The sequence below is a fragment of the Paraeggerthella sp. LCP19S3_G8 genome (assembly GCF_052119225.1).
Taxonomy (GTDB): domain Bacteria; phylum Actinomycetota; class Coriobacteriia; order Coriobacteriales; family Eggerthellaceae; genus Paraeggerthella; species Paraeggerthella hominis.
In genome coordinates this window covers 147,066-161,606 of sequence record NZ_JBQKFQ010000006.1, presented here as the reverse complement: position 1 = coordinate 161,606, position 14,541 = coordinate 147,066, and the positions used below count along the sequence as shown (strand labels likewise).

Here is a 14,541-nt window from a genome sequence, read left to right as displayed (position 1 = left end):
TGTAACCATGCTGGATCAAAAGTTTGCTGGGTTGTTGATCCAGCATGGCTGCCAAGCTCCTGGCTGCATTCGGTTGGGATTGATCCCTGCTGTAATGAAAAGAATGCTTTTTTGGTGCGCTTGCTTAAGTAGCAACTGTGATGTTGTGTGCCCGCTATCGTTTTGTTACGCGCGCTGCTTGTTTTCCTATCGATCGATTTCGTACAACCGCATGTTTTCCTCGCTCATAAGGAGCGTGAATCCGGGGGTCTTCTCGTCGATGGATTCGATGCCTTCCCAGTTCTCCTTTTTGTATCGCATGCCAGTGGTCGTGCGGTCGTTGCTTGTGATTTCGTCCAGCAGGAGGACGTATCGTGCGTCCAGTCGATTCACAACGCTGCGCACTTCGTCGGATGTGTCGATGTCGCAAAGTTGCGTTCGGATGATCTTGCTGTCTTCCGCTCCGCTCATGCCGGTGTTTGCCGAGCGGCGGAAATAGGTATTGATCCCTTCCACGCCATAACTCCAGCAGCTGCCATCGCTTGGCACATTGATGACGAGCGCGCCCTCGGGAATCTGGCTCATGATTTCCTTGATGAACGCGTCTTCTTCGCCGGTTAGAATACGATCCCAGGAATAGCGGGCGGCCACTTCGCTGCGAATCTTTGTCAAGCCTGCTGCCAGGTCTACTTTTTCAGTCAGCTTCACGTTGCCGGGAAGGAACTGGCAGGCTGCGAACAGGATGAGCAGCATGCCCAGAGACAGGCCCGCGTTCATGTCTGCGGAGCTGCCTTTGAATACTATTCCTAGCCAGGTTTTCAAGGTTTTCAGCATCCAAGAGAATCCCAAAGCGGCAAGGGGTATGGCGAAGAACGCAGCCATGGCCCCCAAACGGTGATAGTCGGTGTACCAGAACCCCGCAATCACATGCTTGAACACGCCATCGGTCGATATGCTGACAAGATACGATAGCAAGGCGAACGCATAAGCTACACTAAGCCAGAGGTACCGCTTGCTCCTGCACGTGTAGATGATGCCAGCAAGCACGACGACGCTGAGAAAGGGCTGCACGCCGCCTCTTGACGTGAACATGAAGCTCAGGCCGCTTGCAAGCGCCACTGCAGGAGACAAGGTCGCTTCCCAGGTGTATTGAACAACAGTTTGCATGAAGGGAGCGAGGTACAGGATCGCCCAGGCGGCGCATGCCGCGGTGAAAAGCGCAACGGCACCTGCAATGCGCTTGCGAGATAGGTTCGGCTGTTCGCTGCCGGGTGCGTAAAAGATTCGATTCACGCAGTACAACACGACCCAAATTCCGAATGTGAATGCTCCGTTTGGTTGGCAGAGCGCAACGGCTACGAGTCCTACGGTCGATATTGCGGCGAGTTTGAGCTTATCGGACGCGCGCTTCGCCTCAATTGCTTCTGCGAAGGGGATGAACGCTAGGGGTATGAGCATGAACGAGACCATATTCGAAAACAATTGACCGAATACGATGAATCCCCAAGGGAACCCGCAGAACGCTACGGTGAAGAGCGACCCTGTCAAGACGGTGCGTTTGTGTTGCCCGAAGATCTTCAAGAGCAGTAGGCACATGCCCAAAGGAAACACGATAACGACGAACGTCACGACCGAGGCGTTCGCGGCCAGCGCGACATTGTTGTCGAATAGCGATGCGACAACGGCTGTTACGACGTGCCATCCGGCCGGGTAATACCAAGAATCGGGGTTCTGCGCTAAATACGAACTGACATGGAGGGTGGAGTAGGTTCCCGTGTCTAGAAACGAGCGCACCACGGAAAGATGCACAGTGGTGTCGTCGTTTCTGGAGAACGACTCCGGGCCATCGATGGGCAAAAGAAACGTCAGGGTTGCGATCGCGAAGGCCACGGTCAGATAAAGGGCTGCTGTTTTGCATGCTTCTTTGGTATCGCCGACTGTTGCGAGACATTCTCGATTATCGACGCCCCGAACCTTTCTCAAGCACCTCGCACCGAGCATCGCGATTAAGCAGATACCCGCTGTCATTGTAAGCAGGCCGAAGCCGGAAGACGCAACGTCCAGTTCGAAGAGAGCAACGCCTAACACCGTAAAAACGAAGATGGATAGGGCGGGGGCGATAACGGCGGCGGCAAATCGGTCGATCGAGAATGCTCGCGCAAGCATGAAGCCGGGTACGTACAGTGCGATGGCGTAAGCCAAGATGGCAAGGGCAAGCGTAAACCACATGACGGGACTCCTTGAGGGGACGTTCGGTCTCGATCGTAGGAATAGGCGAGACAGAAAGCCATTATAGATGCTCCCATGGATCCTGTCTGCTCTTTTCGTTCTGGAGACTGTATCCAAAACGAAAAGCAGCAAGGATCCCCATGCTATTATGGTTCGTCGGTTATCGGGAAATGCGAGAGGGGTGCGTGCTTGTCTGGTTCGGACAACGGGTCGAGGAGGACGCAGTACCGGATGACGACTGGATCTCCGGGGTTGAACCGCGCTCGAGAAGAGCGTCGGCTCGAAGAATCTTCGCGTGTTTCGCAGGGGGCCTCGCGCCATGCTCTGATGCCTTATCGGCCGAATGCCCGAGTTCTATATCCCGACTACATAAGGAAGCGCAAGCGGAGGAGGATTGCAAAGCGGATCTCCTTGTGCGTGCTTGCGATTCTGCTGGCGGTCGTTTGCGCGACGGGCGGCTACGCGGCTTGGTATTCGTCGGCGCTCGATAGCGCTCTGTCTATGGGTTCCGAGCAAGATGCTTCCGTGGACGAGGCGCTTTCCCCCAGCGTGGCCGATCAGCCGTTCTACGCGCTTGTGCTGGGGTCGGACTCGCGTGAAGGGTCTGGCACGTCCAGCAAAGAGGCGGAGTCGGGTGGTAATCAACGCTCCGATGTGATGATTTTGCTGCGTGTGGACGCACGTGCAAATCAAGTCACTATGGTGTCGATCCCGCGTGATACGCCGTATGCGCTCGACGATGGCAGAGTCGTCAAGGTTAACGAAGTGTACAACATAGGAGGAGCTGCTGCTTCCATCAAGGCGGTTTCCAAGATAACGGGCGTTCCCGTCTCCCATTATGCTGAAATTCATTTTTCCGAGCTTCAGTCCCTTGTTGATAAGCTGGGCGGCGTGACGGTGAACGTGGATGTGGAGTTGTCGTACAAGGATGCTCTTACGGGCGAGAAGGTTACCGTTTCTCCAGGAGTCCAGACTATCACCGGGCAGCAAGCGCAGATATTTGCTCGTGCGCGGCATGAGTACGTTACCGACCAAGATGCCCATCGTCAAAACAATGTGAGGTCGTTGGCGATGGCTATCGTGAAGAAGGTTCTCGACCGGCCTGCTTACGAGCTTCCGGGCACGGTGCTGGATCTGGCCTCGTACGTTGGCACGGACATGAAGACTGGCGATATAGTGTCGCTTGCTCTGGCTTTTTCGAAAGGGTCGGGCGCTCCGGTTATGTACAGCTGTTCAGGGCCGGACAAGGGGGACATCAACGAAAGCGCAGGCGGAATATGGCTGTGTTACGAGAATCCGCAAGGATGGGCCGATCTTATGGCGGTGGTTGATTCTGGCAGGAATCCTGAGGGAATGGACGTGAACGCGACGGCGATCGTTCCCGAATGAGTCGGCGAAGAATTTGAGGCGCCGTGAAATGAAGGCGAAAAGCGTCTCGCCCGAAAGGGCGTAGAGTGATAACCTGATCCGGTTGCTTGTACGAAGGGTGGAATTATATGAGTATTAAGAAGAAGGCTGTCGCGCTTCTAGGGTGTGCGGCTCTCGCATTCTCGCTGGTCGGATGTCAGCAAAGCGAGACAAAAGAGCCTGAGCCAACGGACGTTCAATTGATGCAGGATGCGGGCGATACGCGCATGGATCAGCCGTTCTACGTTCTGGTGGTGGGCAACGATTCGCGCACCGGGACTGTTGAAATCGACAAACCTGATTATGCAGACGGATCCGGCCGGTCGGACACTACGATGCTTGTGCGTGTCGACCCTACCACCTATCAAGTGGGGATCGTCACGATTCCTCGCGATACCGCTGTCTCGCTTAATGGGCAGACCATGAAGTTCAACGAAGCCTATCATGCTGCCGGCATCGAAGAAACCTTGCATCAGGTCAAATTGCTTACCGGCGTCTCTCCTTTGTACTATATGGACATGAGCTTCGTCCAGTTCGAGAAATTCGTGAATGAGCTTGGCGGGCTGACGGCAAATGTGCCCATCGATATGGGGTTGCAAGATATTGTGTCCGGCAGCAAAATCTCGCTTTCCGCGGGCGTGCAGGATCTCGATGGCGCGGAATCGCTTGTTCTGGCGCGCTCTCGCAAGGTGTACGAGGTTGATCAGGATGCTTGTCGTCAGATCCAGGATCGCCAGCTGGTGGAGGTTGGCATTAAGAAAGTAGCGGCTGACCCTGCGGGTGCTGCGGCGCACGTGCAGGCGCTCATGTCCAATGTGAATACGAACTGGCCTGCCGACGATTTGGCTAAGACCGTAGCGGACTTTGCTGCGAATGCGGATAAGATTGCATTTGTATCCGGCACGGGGCCGTACGGCGGCGATATTGATGAAGCGGCTGGTGGTATATGGCTTGCTACGCGTGACGAGGCTGCGTGGAAGCAAGTCATCCAAGCAGTCGAGGCGGGAGAGGATCCCACCACCGTAGTTCCTTTGCCTCAGATTATTGCCAAGAACTAAACCCTTTGCTTGACGAAGGGCGGCCGAAGCGACCGAGAAGGGCGGTTACCGTCCCTCTCGGTCGCTTTTCTTCGCCAGATATTCACGCAGCGTCTTCCAGGTGAATGCGGGTCCGACGTTCTTGAGGTTGTAGCAGCCCTGCTTCACGAGACCCCATGCGTAGGGGAGCTTGCTTGGATTGGGGTCGGGCAAACCGCGGAGCTCTGCGAACAAGCGCTTGCTGCCGGGAGATATTTCCGAATCGGACAGTACCAGATCGGCATTCATGCGTGCGAACATAGAGGCTGCTTCGGCTCGCAGTTCGGGATTGTCGAGGCTTACCTCTTCCAGGACCCCTCCCAGGTACGTGAATCCACGGCTGTTGTGCGCGCGCAAGATACTTTCGTCGTGAACATGCAGGTTTTCCAGCACATCCATCATGTCGTTCCAGCGCGCGAAGGGCAGCATCGTGTTGTTGAGGGCGAACGCCTTCGATTTCTCCGGCGTTTCTTCGCGATAGCAGTAGTAGGGCGTATCCAGGTACCCGATGCGGTCGGTCTGGCATAGGGTTTCCAGTAGGAACGGGTTGTCGGCCCAGCCAGCTCCTGGATATTCGCGAAAGCGTATGCCCCGATCGTCCAGGAAGCTTTTACGATAGATGGCTGACCAGATGGAAGGGTGGTGCGAGAGCAGGTGGGCTGCCTCTCGTATGGCGAAAGGCTGGCGTGCCGGCTTGATGCGGCTGCGGTAACTGCAGTTCAGCTTACGCTGCTCAGACGTGTCGGGCATCCAAATGCGCCAATAGGGAGTTTTCACGATGTCGAGTTCCTCGTTGAACCCGTTGGCGAATGCGAGCATGTCGGCATACATGCCGGCCTCGATCCAGTCATCGGGCTCCACGATGGAGATCCACGTTCCGGTCGCTTCCCTGAGGCCGCGGTTGCACGTTGCTCCGTACCCTTCGTTTTGCTTGTCGATCACGCGAACGCGGTCGTCTTGGGCGGCGTACGCTTGCATGGTCTTCAACGAGTCGTCTGTACTGCCATCGTTCAGACAGATAACTTCAAGGTTGCGATGCGTTTGCGCCAGGATGCTGTCCAGGCACTGCTCGAGGTACGGCCCCGCGTTGAAGATGGGGACGATAACGGAGACCAGCTCGTTGTTCGCGTTATGCATGAGGGTCTTTCCTTCTCTCGTTAGCGATTGGTGCATGCGCCCGAGGCGTCGAATACGTACTGTGTCTCATCGATGATGACGCTGCCTGTAGCCATAGCGCCCGTCGAAGGGTCAAAATAGTACCATGTTTCTCGGTCTTGGAGCCAACCTGTTACCATCCTGCCGGACTCGGGGTCGAGCCAGTACCACGTCCCGCCCAGGCTCAGCCAGCCGGTCTGCATGGCGCCGGAGGCGGCCAGGTGGTACCAGGCCCCGCCCGAGCTCATCCAGCCGCCCGCGCGCATGGCGCCCGACCCCTCGAAGTAGTACCACGTCCCGCTCGAATCCTTCGCCCAGCCCGTTACCATCCTGCCGGACTCGGGGTCGAGCCAGTACCACGTCCCGCCCTGCTTGAGCCAGCCGGTCTGCATGGCGCCGGAGGCGGACAAGTAGTACCAGGAAGCCCCGTCCTTGAGCCAGCCGCCGGACCTCATCGCGCCGGAGCCGTCGAAGTAGTACCACGTCCCGTCGGGCGTCTTCGCCCAGCCCGTGGCCATCCTGCCGGACTCGGGGTCGAGCCAGTACCAGGCCCCGCCCTGCTTGAGCCAGCCGGTCTGCATGGCGCCGGAGGCGGCCAGGTGGTACCAGGCCCCGCCCGAGCTCATCCAGCCGCCCGCGCGCATGGCGCCCGACCCCTCGAAGTAGTACCACGTCCCGCTCGAATCCTTCGCCCAGCCCGTGGCCATCCTGCCGGACTCGGTGAGCCAGTACCATGCTCCGTTCCGCTTCAGCCATGTGCTTTCGGATGCCGCTGCGCTGTTGTCGAACCAGTACCATGAATCGTCAACGTCTCTCCATCCCTGCTGCTTTTGTTTGAGACCCTGATGATAGGCGGCCATGTACGGGGAATGGTTAAATGAGTGGAACGTTGTGCCGTCCTGCATGGTGTTGAGCTTGATGCCGTTTTGAGTGAACGTTGCTATTACGGCTTCGAGACCGCTTGCTGAGGCTTCCGGTGCGGGGAAATACCGGATGCGGAGCGCGTCAAGCGTACTCGTTACGTATTCGGGAAGATTGGCGCCGTACCCGGTTTGGACAGCGTATGTAGGGGAGAGCGCCGCCACATAGCGAGGCGTGTTCGATCCGACGGATCCGTGGTGGGCTAGCTTGAGCAGGTCGACATGACCGATCGCGCCTGCAAGCCGGTCTTCGTCCCCGTCGTAGTTATTGATATCTCCTGAAAGGAATGCGGTCGATTCGTACGTCTGTACCTTAACGCCCCAGGAAAAGTAATTTGCATCGGGAACCGGATTGAACTTGTAATCGTCCCCGTAATTAACGATTTCGATGTTCATGTCTCCCAGTGCGAAGCAGGGATTTCCCGTGGTTGATGGGTTGGGCTCGTGCTCGTGTATAAGGTTGGAGTCATTCGAGCGGGTTACGGAGATGCCGGTTTCGGGTAAAGTTTCGGAGTTGTAGGGATCTCGTTGGTCGGTGGGGTCTATTCCGAACCTTTCGATGATTGCAGCGGCGTCCAGCACGTCGGCTTCGGGCGTGCTCCCAATGGTGCTGAGAGTGCCCTTTTCTTCGCCAGACTCGTTGGACGATGGTTCAATAGGTGCGCTTGGGTTGAGGTTCTGAATGAGGACGGCTCCGGTTTCTTTCGCCGCCGCGATCGCTCTGTCGTAGACGTATTGATTGTCCCAAAGCCGGGTTTCGTCTGATATGAACGAATCCTGATACTCTGGTATATACACGCGTCGGGGGTTGAATTCCCGGATGACCTCGTCAGCGGAGCCTATGTGGTCGCTATGCGGATGCGTTCCCAGGTAAAACTCGAGGTTGCCCGAATTCACCCCAAGGCTTTTTAGATACGAGATCACGCTGTTCTCGACGCCCTCTCCTCTTGTGACGCCTGGGCGAAGCGGGTAGCGGACATCAGTGCCGTCTGGGTAATCGTTGTCTTCCCCGGAATCGACTATACCGAAACGACCATTGCTTTCTAGCACGATGGCGTCCGTGTAAGGGAATGGTAGGATGTGGATTCGCGTGATGTTCTGCGCAGGTGCTTGCGTGCCAAATGCAGCTTGAGGTGTTGTGAATGCCGAGAGTCCGAGTTGCCACAAAAGAGCCAAGGCTATAGCGATGCTCACGAGTTGAGATTTTTTAGAGACGGGATGAAGGGGTCGGTTCACGGTTTCCTGCCTTGTCGGTTTGCGTGTGACTTCCGCTTATTCTTATCGTTCACGTTAAGTATACGCTATCTAAAAGGTGCTTTGGAATTGGCGCGTCGTTTGCTGGTATACTCGGTCATTGCGGAATTTATGAAAGGGTCCACCGTTGTTTTAAAGTACGGAGGTGCGCTATGCACCAGGTTGTATCTAAGTTGGCAAAACTATCCTTGTCTTTGGCGCTCGCCTGCGCGCTTGTTCCGGTTGCGCCTCTTTTGGCGTCCGCTCGTCCTCAGGATGGCGAAGCCGCATCGGGTGCTGTTGATCAGGAGGCGTCGGGTGAACGGGGCGTTTCTGAGGACTTGTCGGGTGCTTTGGACTCGCGGGCGGATGGAACTGTAGCGACTCCTGAGGCTGAAGACGGCGGATTGGGCGTGCAGTCGTCCGAGGCGGTCGCGGTCGACTCCGTTGAGTATCAACGCGTAGGTTTTGTCTATTTCGACCAAAGCTCTCCGTGTGTGGGGGACTCCCAGCTTGTTGTTGTGGCGTTTGACGATGAGTCGATTGCGCTGTCGTCTGCGGAATTAACCCTGATTGCTCCTTCAGGCGAATCGATTAAGGTGGCAGCTTCGGAATTCGTTGGAAACGCAGCGCTTTTTTCTGTGGGGCTTGCGGAATCGGGTGAGTATCGACTTGATCGGATGGGGGCTTCGACGATGTCCGACGGTCGTTCGTTGGCTGTTGATTTGTCTTCATGGGAAGGCGAGCCGTACGCGTTTACGGTCAAGCCTTCGAATGCTTCGGTGTCCTCGCGTGGCGGAGAAGGGGATGCTGCGGATGTGTCTGTTTTTGCGCTTGCCGAAGACGGTCAGCTTGAGGAGGCGGCTTCGTTCGACGAGGCTGTCCAGCTGTCCGCCGAGGGCTCTCCTGCTGTTACGGGGCGGTCTGCGGTTCCCGTAGGTCGTGCCCCTTCGGGAAAGTTCGTTGTCGCCCTGGATCCTGGCCATGGGGGAAGTGAGCCCGGCGCTTCGGGTGGCGGTCTGGTCGAAAAGGACGTCACTTGGAAAATTGCGCAGTATTGCAAGGAAGCGCTTGGGGCGTATGCGAACGTCGAGGTTTATCTGACGCGCGGACAGGACGAGAGGGTGGGTCTCACCGAGCGCGTCAATCGTGCGGTTGCGGCGGGCGCTAATGTGTTCGTAAGCCTGCATGCCAATTCCTCGACCGCTTCTTCGGCGCAGGGGGCTGAGGTGTGGTATCCCAACGACAGCACGTATCGCCAGGAGCTCCATGAAGAGGGCGGGCGTCTTTCTAGCAAGATCTTGGAGAAGCTGACCGCGCTCGGGTTGGCTGACCGTGGCATTAAGGTGCGCGATTCCGAACGCGTGGATGGCGAAGGGCCATTTTATTATCCGGATGGAAGCATTCAAGATTACTACACTGTTATCGAGGCTAGCCGTGAGGCCGGCATCGTGGGAATCATCGTGGAGCACGCCTTCTTATCCAACGGGGACGACAGTGCCAAGCTGAAGGACGAGTCGTTCTTGAGGAAGCTCGGTTACGCCGATGCCGAGGGGATCGCCGAGACGTACAAACTTTCTTCGGCTTGGGAGCTTGATGGCGGTCGCTGGAAGCTGAGGTTGGCGGATGGAACGTATGCTACGAACTGCTGGCAGCAGGTTCAAGGGAAGAGATACTGGTTCGACGCGAATTCGTATGCGGTTGTTGGTTGGCAGACAATAGAAGGAAAACGGTACTTCTTTAACGATTCTTGCGCCATGCAGACCGGGTGGTTGAAGCTGGATGGGGCCTGGTACTACTTAGCGGGTTCCGGCGCCATGCAGACCGGCTGGCTCAAGCAGGGCGGGGCCTGGTACTGGCTCGACCCCGAGTCCGGCAGGATGGCCACGGGCTGGGCGAAGACGCCCGACGGGACGTGGTACTACTTCGACGGCTCGGGCGCGATGAGGTCCGGCGGCTGGATGAGCTCGGGCGGGGCCTGGTACCACCTGGCCGCCTCCGGCGCCATGCAGACCGGCTGGCTGAGCCTGGGCGGGACGTGGTACTGGCTCGACCCCGAGTCCGGCAGGATGGCCACGGGCTGGGCGAAGACGCCCGACGGGACATGGTACTACTTCGACGGCTCCGGCGCGATGAGGCCCGGCGGCTGGTTCAAGGACGGCGGGGCCTGGTACTACCTGTCCGCCTCTGGCGCCATGCAGACCGGTTGGCTCAAGCAGGGCGGGGCCTGGTACTGGCTCGACTCCGAGTCCGGCAGGATGGTAACAGGTTGGGCGAAGGCATCGGACGGCAAGCGGTACTTCTTTGAGAGTTCCGGCGCGATGAGGCCCGGCGGCTGGTTCAAGGACGGCGGGGCCTGGTACTACCTGTCCGCCTCTGGCGCCATGCAGACCGGCTGGGTCGATCTGGGGGATAAGCGCTATTATCTGAATGAATCCGGTGTGATGGCCACCGGAGCCGTGACCATCGATGGCAAAACATATCGATTTGACGCATCGGGAGCGCTGCTTCCTTCGGATTCTGTCATGGGGCCTTCATCCGCTACGGTGCAGCAGATGGTTGCATACTACAGCGCGCAGGGCGTTGCGTACCCTTCGTACAAGTACGCCACAAGAGGAGCTCCCACCATTTCCGATTTCTGCCAGGTTCTTCTTGATCAGGCAAAAGCCGAGAACGTTCGCGTGGAGGTGCTGTTTGCTCAGGCTATGTTAGAGACGGGCTGGCTGCAGTTCGGAGGCGATGTGGACAAGGACGGGAGGATCCAGTGCAATTTTGGGGGAATCGGCGCAACGGGTAATGGCGTTCCCGGGGACTCGTTCCCTGATGTGAAGACCGGACTTTTAGCCCAGGCCCAGCATCTGAAAGGGTATGCTTCGACCGACCCGCTTAATCAACCTTGTGTCGATCCTCGGTTCAAGTACTTGACCGATAAGCGCGGATCAGCGCCGACGGTTAACAAGCTATCGGGTACGTGGGCTGCAGATAAGACGTATGGAGCAAAAATCATGGACTCCTTGGGTAGGCTGCTTTCCTACTGATTGAACTAATTCCAAACGAGTATTGCTTATTCGCGAATGAAGCCTTCCTTTTCGGAGGGCTTCATTACAATTTGTGTTCAAATTTTATGAAAGCACATATTATCTGAACATACCGTTCAAATCGTTTATACTATCTTGAAAAATGAACATTGAATGAATTAATTCACGGGTATGCATGAGAGGATGCACGGTTGATCACAAAGAATGAGTTTTCGGTGCTTGCTGCACTCGATAGGAAGCCGGACATGAGTCAACGTGCAATTTCTGCTCATGCAGGATTGTCGTTGGGGTCGGTTAACACAGCGTATAAAGCACTTTCGGACAGGGGCTTGATTGAGGCTGGGGCACTTACCGATGCGGGTCGAGAAGCATTATTGCCTTATAAGGTTGACAACGCCATCATCTTGGCGGCGGGTCTTTCGTCGCGGTTTGCGCCTATTTCCTACGAAAAGCCCAAAGGATTACTGTATGTTCGCGGAGAGATACTGATCGAGCGTCAGATTCGCCAACTGCAGGAGTCTGGCATCAATAACATAACGGTAGTAGTAGGGTATAAGAAGGAGTACTTCTTCTATCTTGAGGAGAAGTTCGGCGTATCCATCGTGGTCAACGACGAGTATGCTTCTCGCAACAATCATTCGTCTCTCATGGTGGTTCGCGACCGTTTGCGTAACACGTTCATCTGTTCGTCTGATAATTACTTTGCCGAAAATCCCTTCGAACTGTATGTATGGAAGGCATATTACGCGGCTCAGTATCAATCGGGTCCTACAAAGGAATGGTGCATGCGTCTAGGGTCTGGTAATCGCATTGTGTCGGTTGAAATAGGCGGTCGTGATGCGCTCATTATGCTTGGACATGTGTACTTCGACAAAGAATTTTCCGGTACGTTTGCCCGCATTCTTTCAGACGAGTACGACGCCCCTGCTACGGTGGACAAGCTGTGGGAAGAACTTTATGTCGATCATATTGCAGAGTTGGATATGGTTGCGCGCGAATACCCCGCTGGTACCGTATTCGAGTTTGATACGCTTGACGAACTGCGCGAATTCGATCCCTATTTTCTCAGGAACGTTGACTCCGAGGCGTTCGATAATATCGTGTCTGCGCTCGGATGCAGTAAAGACGACATTCACGATGTGTATCCGCTGAAACAGGGGCTCACCAACCTTTCATGCCATATTCGCGTCGGGGATGCCGAATACGTGTACCGCCATCCAGGCATTGGCACTGAGGGCATCATCGATCGTCGGGCCGAGGTAGTTGCTCAAGGAGTGGCGCGTGATCTGGGCCTTGATAGCACGTTTATTGTCGAAGACCCTGAAAAGGGATGGAAGCTGTCTCGCTTCATTCCGAATTGTCGCGAACTTGATCCTCGTGACCCTGCGCAAGTTAAACGAGCCATGGAAATGGCGCGGCGCCTCCATGGGTCAGGCGCGAGTGTTGGCCGGTCGTTCGACTTTTTTGAAGAGGGAAAGCGTTACGAGCATCTGCTTGAGCAGAAGGTAAGTCGAATAGAAGTGCCTGGTTATGCCGAAATGGCTGCAAAGGCGGAAGAGCTCAAGCGCTTCGTTGATAAAGATGATACGCGTGTATGTTTGACTCATAACGACTTCTTCATGTTGAATTTTTTGATTGACGAGCAGGACGAGATGTCGCTTATCGATTGGGAGTATTCGGGCATGTCCGATTATGCCAGCGATTTCGGGACTTTCGTGGTGTGCTGCCAGCTTGATGAGGCTGAGGCTGCTCGTGCTCTTTCCTATTACTTTGGGCGCGAGCCTTCAGCGGAGGAGCGGAGGCATAACTTTGCTTTCGTTGCCCTTGCTGGATGGTGCTGGTACGTATGGTCGTTGCTTAAAGAAGCCGAGGGCGACATGGTGGGCGAATGGCTTTATATTTACTACCGCTATGCGAAAGATTATTTGGATAAGGTGCTGGGTTGGTATCGTCGGGGGAGCGATCGAGGGGGAGTGTCATGAAGGGCTTTGGGAATATGAAATTTGGCTTGACAAGCGGTTTGCTTTGGGGTCTTGACACGGTGATTCTGGGCATGGGCTTGTCTATGGCGCCCTACGTCGGCACTGCTGAGGCGCTTGCGTTTGCAGCCATAGCAAGTGCTGCGCTTCATGATATATTTTGCGCAATTTGGATGTTTGTATACATGGGGGTTAAGGGTCGCTTGGGGGATACGGTTGCTGCTCTTAAGACGCGTAGCGGCAAAGCGGTTGTCCTTGGAGCGTTGCTGGGCGGTCCAGTGGGCATGACCGGCTACGTTATTGCTATTAACAACATTGGTGCGGGCTATACAGCTATTATCTCGTCGTTCTATCCTGCTGTCGGCGCCTTTCTGGCCTTCGTGTTTCTAAAAGAGCGAATGGCCCCCAAGCAGTTTGTCGCGTTGCTGGCGGCTCTTGCTGGCATCATCGTGATGGGATACGTGTCATCTGGCGGTTCCGAGTTGGGAAATCCGCTGTTGGGGTTGTTCGGCGCACTACTATGTGTTTTGGGGTGGGGCTCCGAAGCGGTCATCTGCGCTTGGGGAATGCGCGATGATGTGGTTGACAACGAGACGGCTTTGCAGATTCGTGAGACGACATCGGCTCTTGCATACGCCATTGTCGTGCTGCCCCTGTTCGGTGCCTGGGGCTTTACGGCGATGGCAGCTCCTAGCTTCGCGACCGGCGTTGTGGCGCTAGCTGCTCTTGCAGGTACGATTTCGTACCTGTTCTATTACAAGAGCATCTCTTCGCCTATTGGCGCAGCGAAGTCCATGGCCCTTAACATCAGTTATTCAGCTTGGGCTGTTCTGTTTGCGCTTGTACTGCAGGGTACGGTTCCCACCCCGATATCCATTGTGTGCTGCATTGTTATTTTAGTGGGCACGGTGTTGGCTGCAAGCGATTGGAGCGAATTGTTTGGACGTAAGGAAAAGGCTGACGTGCGGTAAAAGATTCAGGTGGAGCGGGTTTGGCGACTCTTCTTCGGTCGTAGGCTAGAAGGATGGTCGTCAAACCCGCCCCTTGTTTTATTGAAGTGGTTGTTTCGGTTTAGGAAATCTTCCTCAACGCATCGCACACACGGTCGTAGGCGTCTTGGGTGTCGGGCATCAGCTCCCAAGCACCGTCCATATCGCTTGCGTTCAGGACTTCGTTCATCTTGCAGGCTGCTCGGTACAGGTCCTTGAACGAGAGGTTGCCGGCCACCCCTTTGAGGGAGTGCGCCTCTCGCTGGGATCCTTCGATGTCTTCGCGATCCATGGCTTTTTGAAGTTCTGAGAAATGAGGATCGTCAAGAAACTTCACGGCAAGGCGAAGATACAGGTCCTCGTTGTTGCCGAAGCGCTCCATGGCCTCGACATAGTCGATGCCGCTTTTGGCAAGTTCAGTGTTGTCAAGTGCCATGCTCGTCATCCTTCCATCGCGTCGCGTTCGGCTTTGCAAGGAAGGAAGTATACCTTTAAGCGGCTGATCAGGGAGATCTTATCCGTTATTTGTCATGCGA

At 55.8% G+C, this 14,541-nt stretch carries 9 protein-coding genes; 5 read left to right on the top strand and 4 right to left on the bottom strand.

The annotated features are described in order from the left end of the window. Positions 1-186: 186 nt before the first annotated feature. Entirely contained in the window at positions 187-2,208 is a 2,022-nt protein-coding gene (locus tag ACTQZK_RS08650) for a DUF6541 family protein (protein WP_441899343.1), read from the bottom strand. 417 nt (positions 2,209-2,625) lie between these two features. Between ACTQZK_RS08650 and ACTQZK_RS08645 the strand changes: the two genes are divergently transcribed. Then, the gene (locus tag ACTQZK_RS08645) at positions 2,626-3,597 is read left to right on the top strand and encodes an LCP family protein (protein ID WP_441899389.1); all 972 of its coding nucleotides are present in this window, start codon (positions 2,626-2,628) and stop codon (positions 3,595-3,597) included. A 107-nt stretch (positions 3,598-3,704) separates the two neighbouring features. Then, complete coding sequence (locus tag ACTQZK_RS08640) at positions 3,705-4,673, top strand: LCP family protein (RefSeq protein WP_441899341.1); 969 nt, start codon at positions 3,705-3,707, stop codon at positions 4,671-4,673. 45 nt (positions 4,674-4,718) lie between these two features. On the opposite strand, the gene ACTQZK_RS08635 is transcribed toward ACTQZK_RS08640, so the two are convergent. Beyond that, on the bottom strand, positions 4,719-5,828 hold the full coding sequence (locus ACTQZK_RS08635; RefSeq protein WP_441899339.1) for a glycosyltransferase family 2 protein: 1,110 nt from the start codon (positions 5,826-5,828) through the stop codon (positions 4,719-4,721). Between the two features lie 20 nt (positions 5,829-5,848). Beyond that, the gene (locus tag ACTQZK_RS08630) at positions 5,849-7,960 is read right to left on the bottom strand and encodes an MBL fold metallo-hydrolase (RefSeq protein ID WP_441899337.1); all 2,112 of its coding nucleotides are present in this window, start codon (positions 7,958-7,960) and stop codon (positions 5,849-5,851) included. A gap of 212 nt (positions 7,961-8,172) precedes the next feature. Between ACTQZK_RS08630 and ACTQZK_RS08625 the strand changes: the two genes are divergently transcribed. The 3 genes from ACTQZK_RS08625 (at position 8,173) to ACTQZK_RS08615 (ending at position 13,987) form a co-directional block, all read left to right on the top strand. Next, positions 8,173-11,037: an N-acetylmuramoyl-L-alanine amidase gene (locus tag ACTQZK_RS08625; protein WP_441899335.1), complete on the top strand. Its 2,865-nt coding sequence runs from the start codon at positions 8,173-8,175 to the stop codon at positions 11,035-11,037. A 191-nt stretch (positions 11,038-11,228) separates the two neighbouring features. Beyond that, positions 11,229-13,019 carry a phosphotransferase gene (locus ACTQZK_RS08620; RefSeq protein ID WP_441899334.1) on the top strand — a complete coding sequence of 597 codons (1,791 nt, stop codon included), beginning with the start codon at positions 11,229-11,231 and terminating at the stop codon, positions 13,017-13,019. Beyond that, the gene (locus ACTQZK_RS08615) at positions 13,016-13,987 is read left to right on the top strand and encodes a DMT family transporter (RefSeq protein WP_441899332.1); all 972 of its coding nucleotides are present in this window, start codon (positions 13,016-13,018) and stop codon (positions 13,985-13,987) included. Before ACTQZK_RS08620 ends, ACTQZK_RS08615 begins: the two co-directional genes overlap by 4 nt. Positions 13,988-14,087: 100 nt before the next feature. Here the strand turns inward: ACTQZK_RS08615 and ACTQZK_RS08610 are convergent, their stop codons facing one another. Beyond that, positions 14,088-14,441: an Hpt domain-containing protein gene (locus tag ACTQZK_RS08610; RefSeq protein ID WP_114567607.1), complete on the bottom strand. Its 354-nt coding sequence runs from the start codon at positions 14,439-14,441 to the stop codon at positions 14,088-14,090. Positions 14,442-14,541: the final 100 nt, after the last annotated feature.

Excerpts from the sequence above, each read along its gene's own strand:
- ACTQZK_RS08650 (WP_441899343.1), bottom strand. The coding sequence starts at position 2,208 with ATGTGGTTTACGCTTGCCCTTGCCATCTTGGCTTACGCCATCGCACTG.
- ACTQZK_RS08640 (WP_441899341.1), top strand. The coding sequence starts at position 3,705 with ATGAGTATTAAGAAGAAGGCTGTCGCGCTTCTAGGGTGTGCGGCTCTC.
- ACTQZK_RS08635 (WP_441899339.1), bottom strand. The coding sequence starts at position 5,828 with ATGCATAACGCGAACAACGAGCTGGTCTCCGTTATCGTCCCCATCTTC.
- ACTQZK_RS08625 (WP_441899335.1), top strand. The coding sequence starts at position 8,173 with ATGCACCAGGTTGTATCTAAGTTGGCAAAACTATCCTTGTCTTTGGCG.
- ACTQZK_RS08615 (WP_441899332.1), top strand. The coding sequence starts at position 13,016 with ATGAAGGGCTTTGGGAATATGAAATTTGGCTTGACAAGCGGTTTGCTT.
- ACTQZK_RS08610 (WP_114567607.1), bottom strand. The coding sequence starts at position 14,441 with ATGGCACTTGACAACACTGAACTTGCCAAAAGCGGCATCGACTATGTC.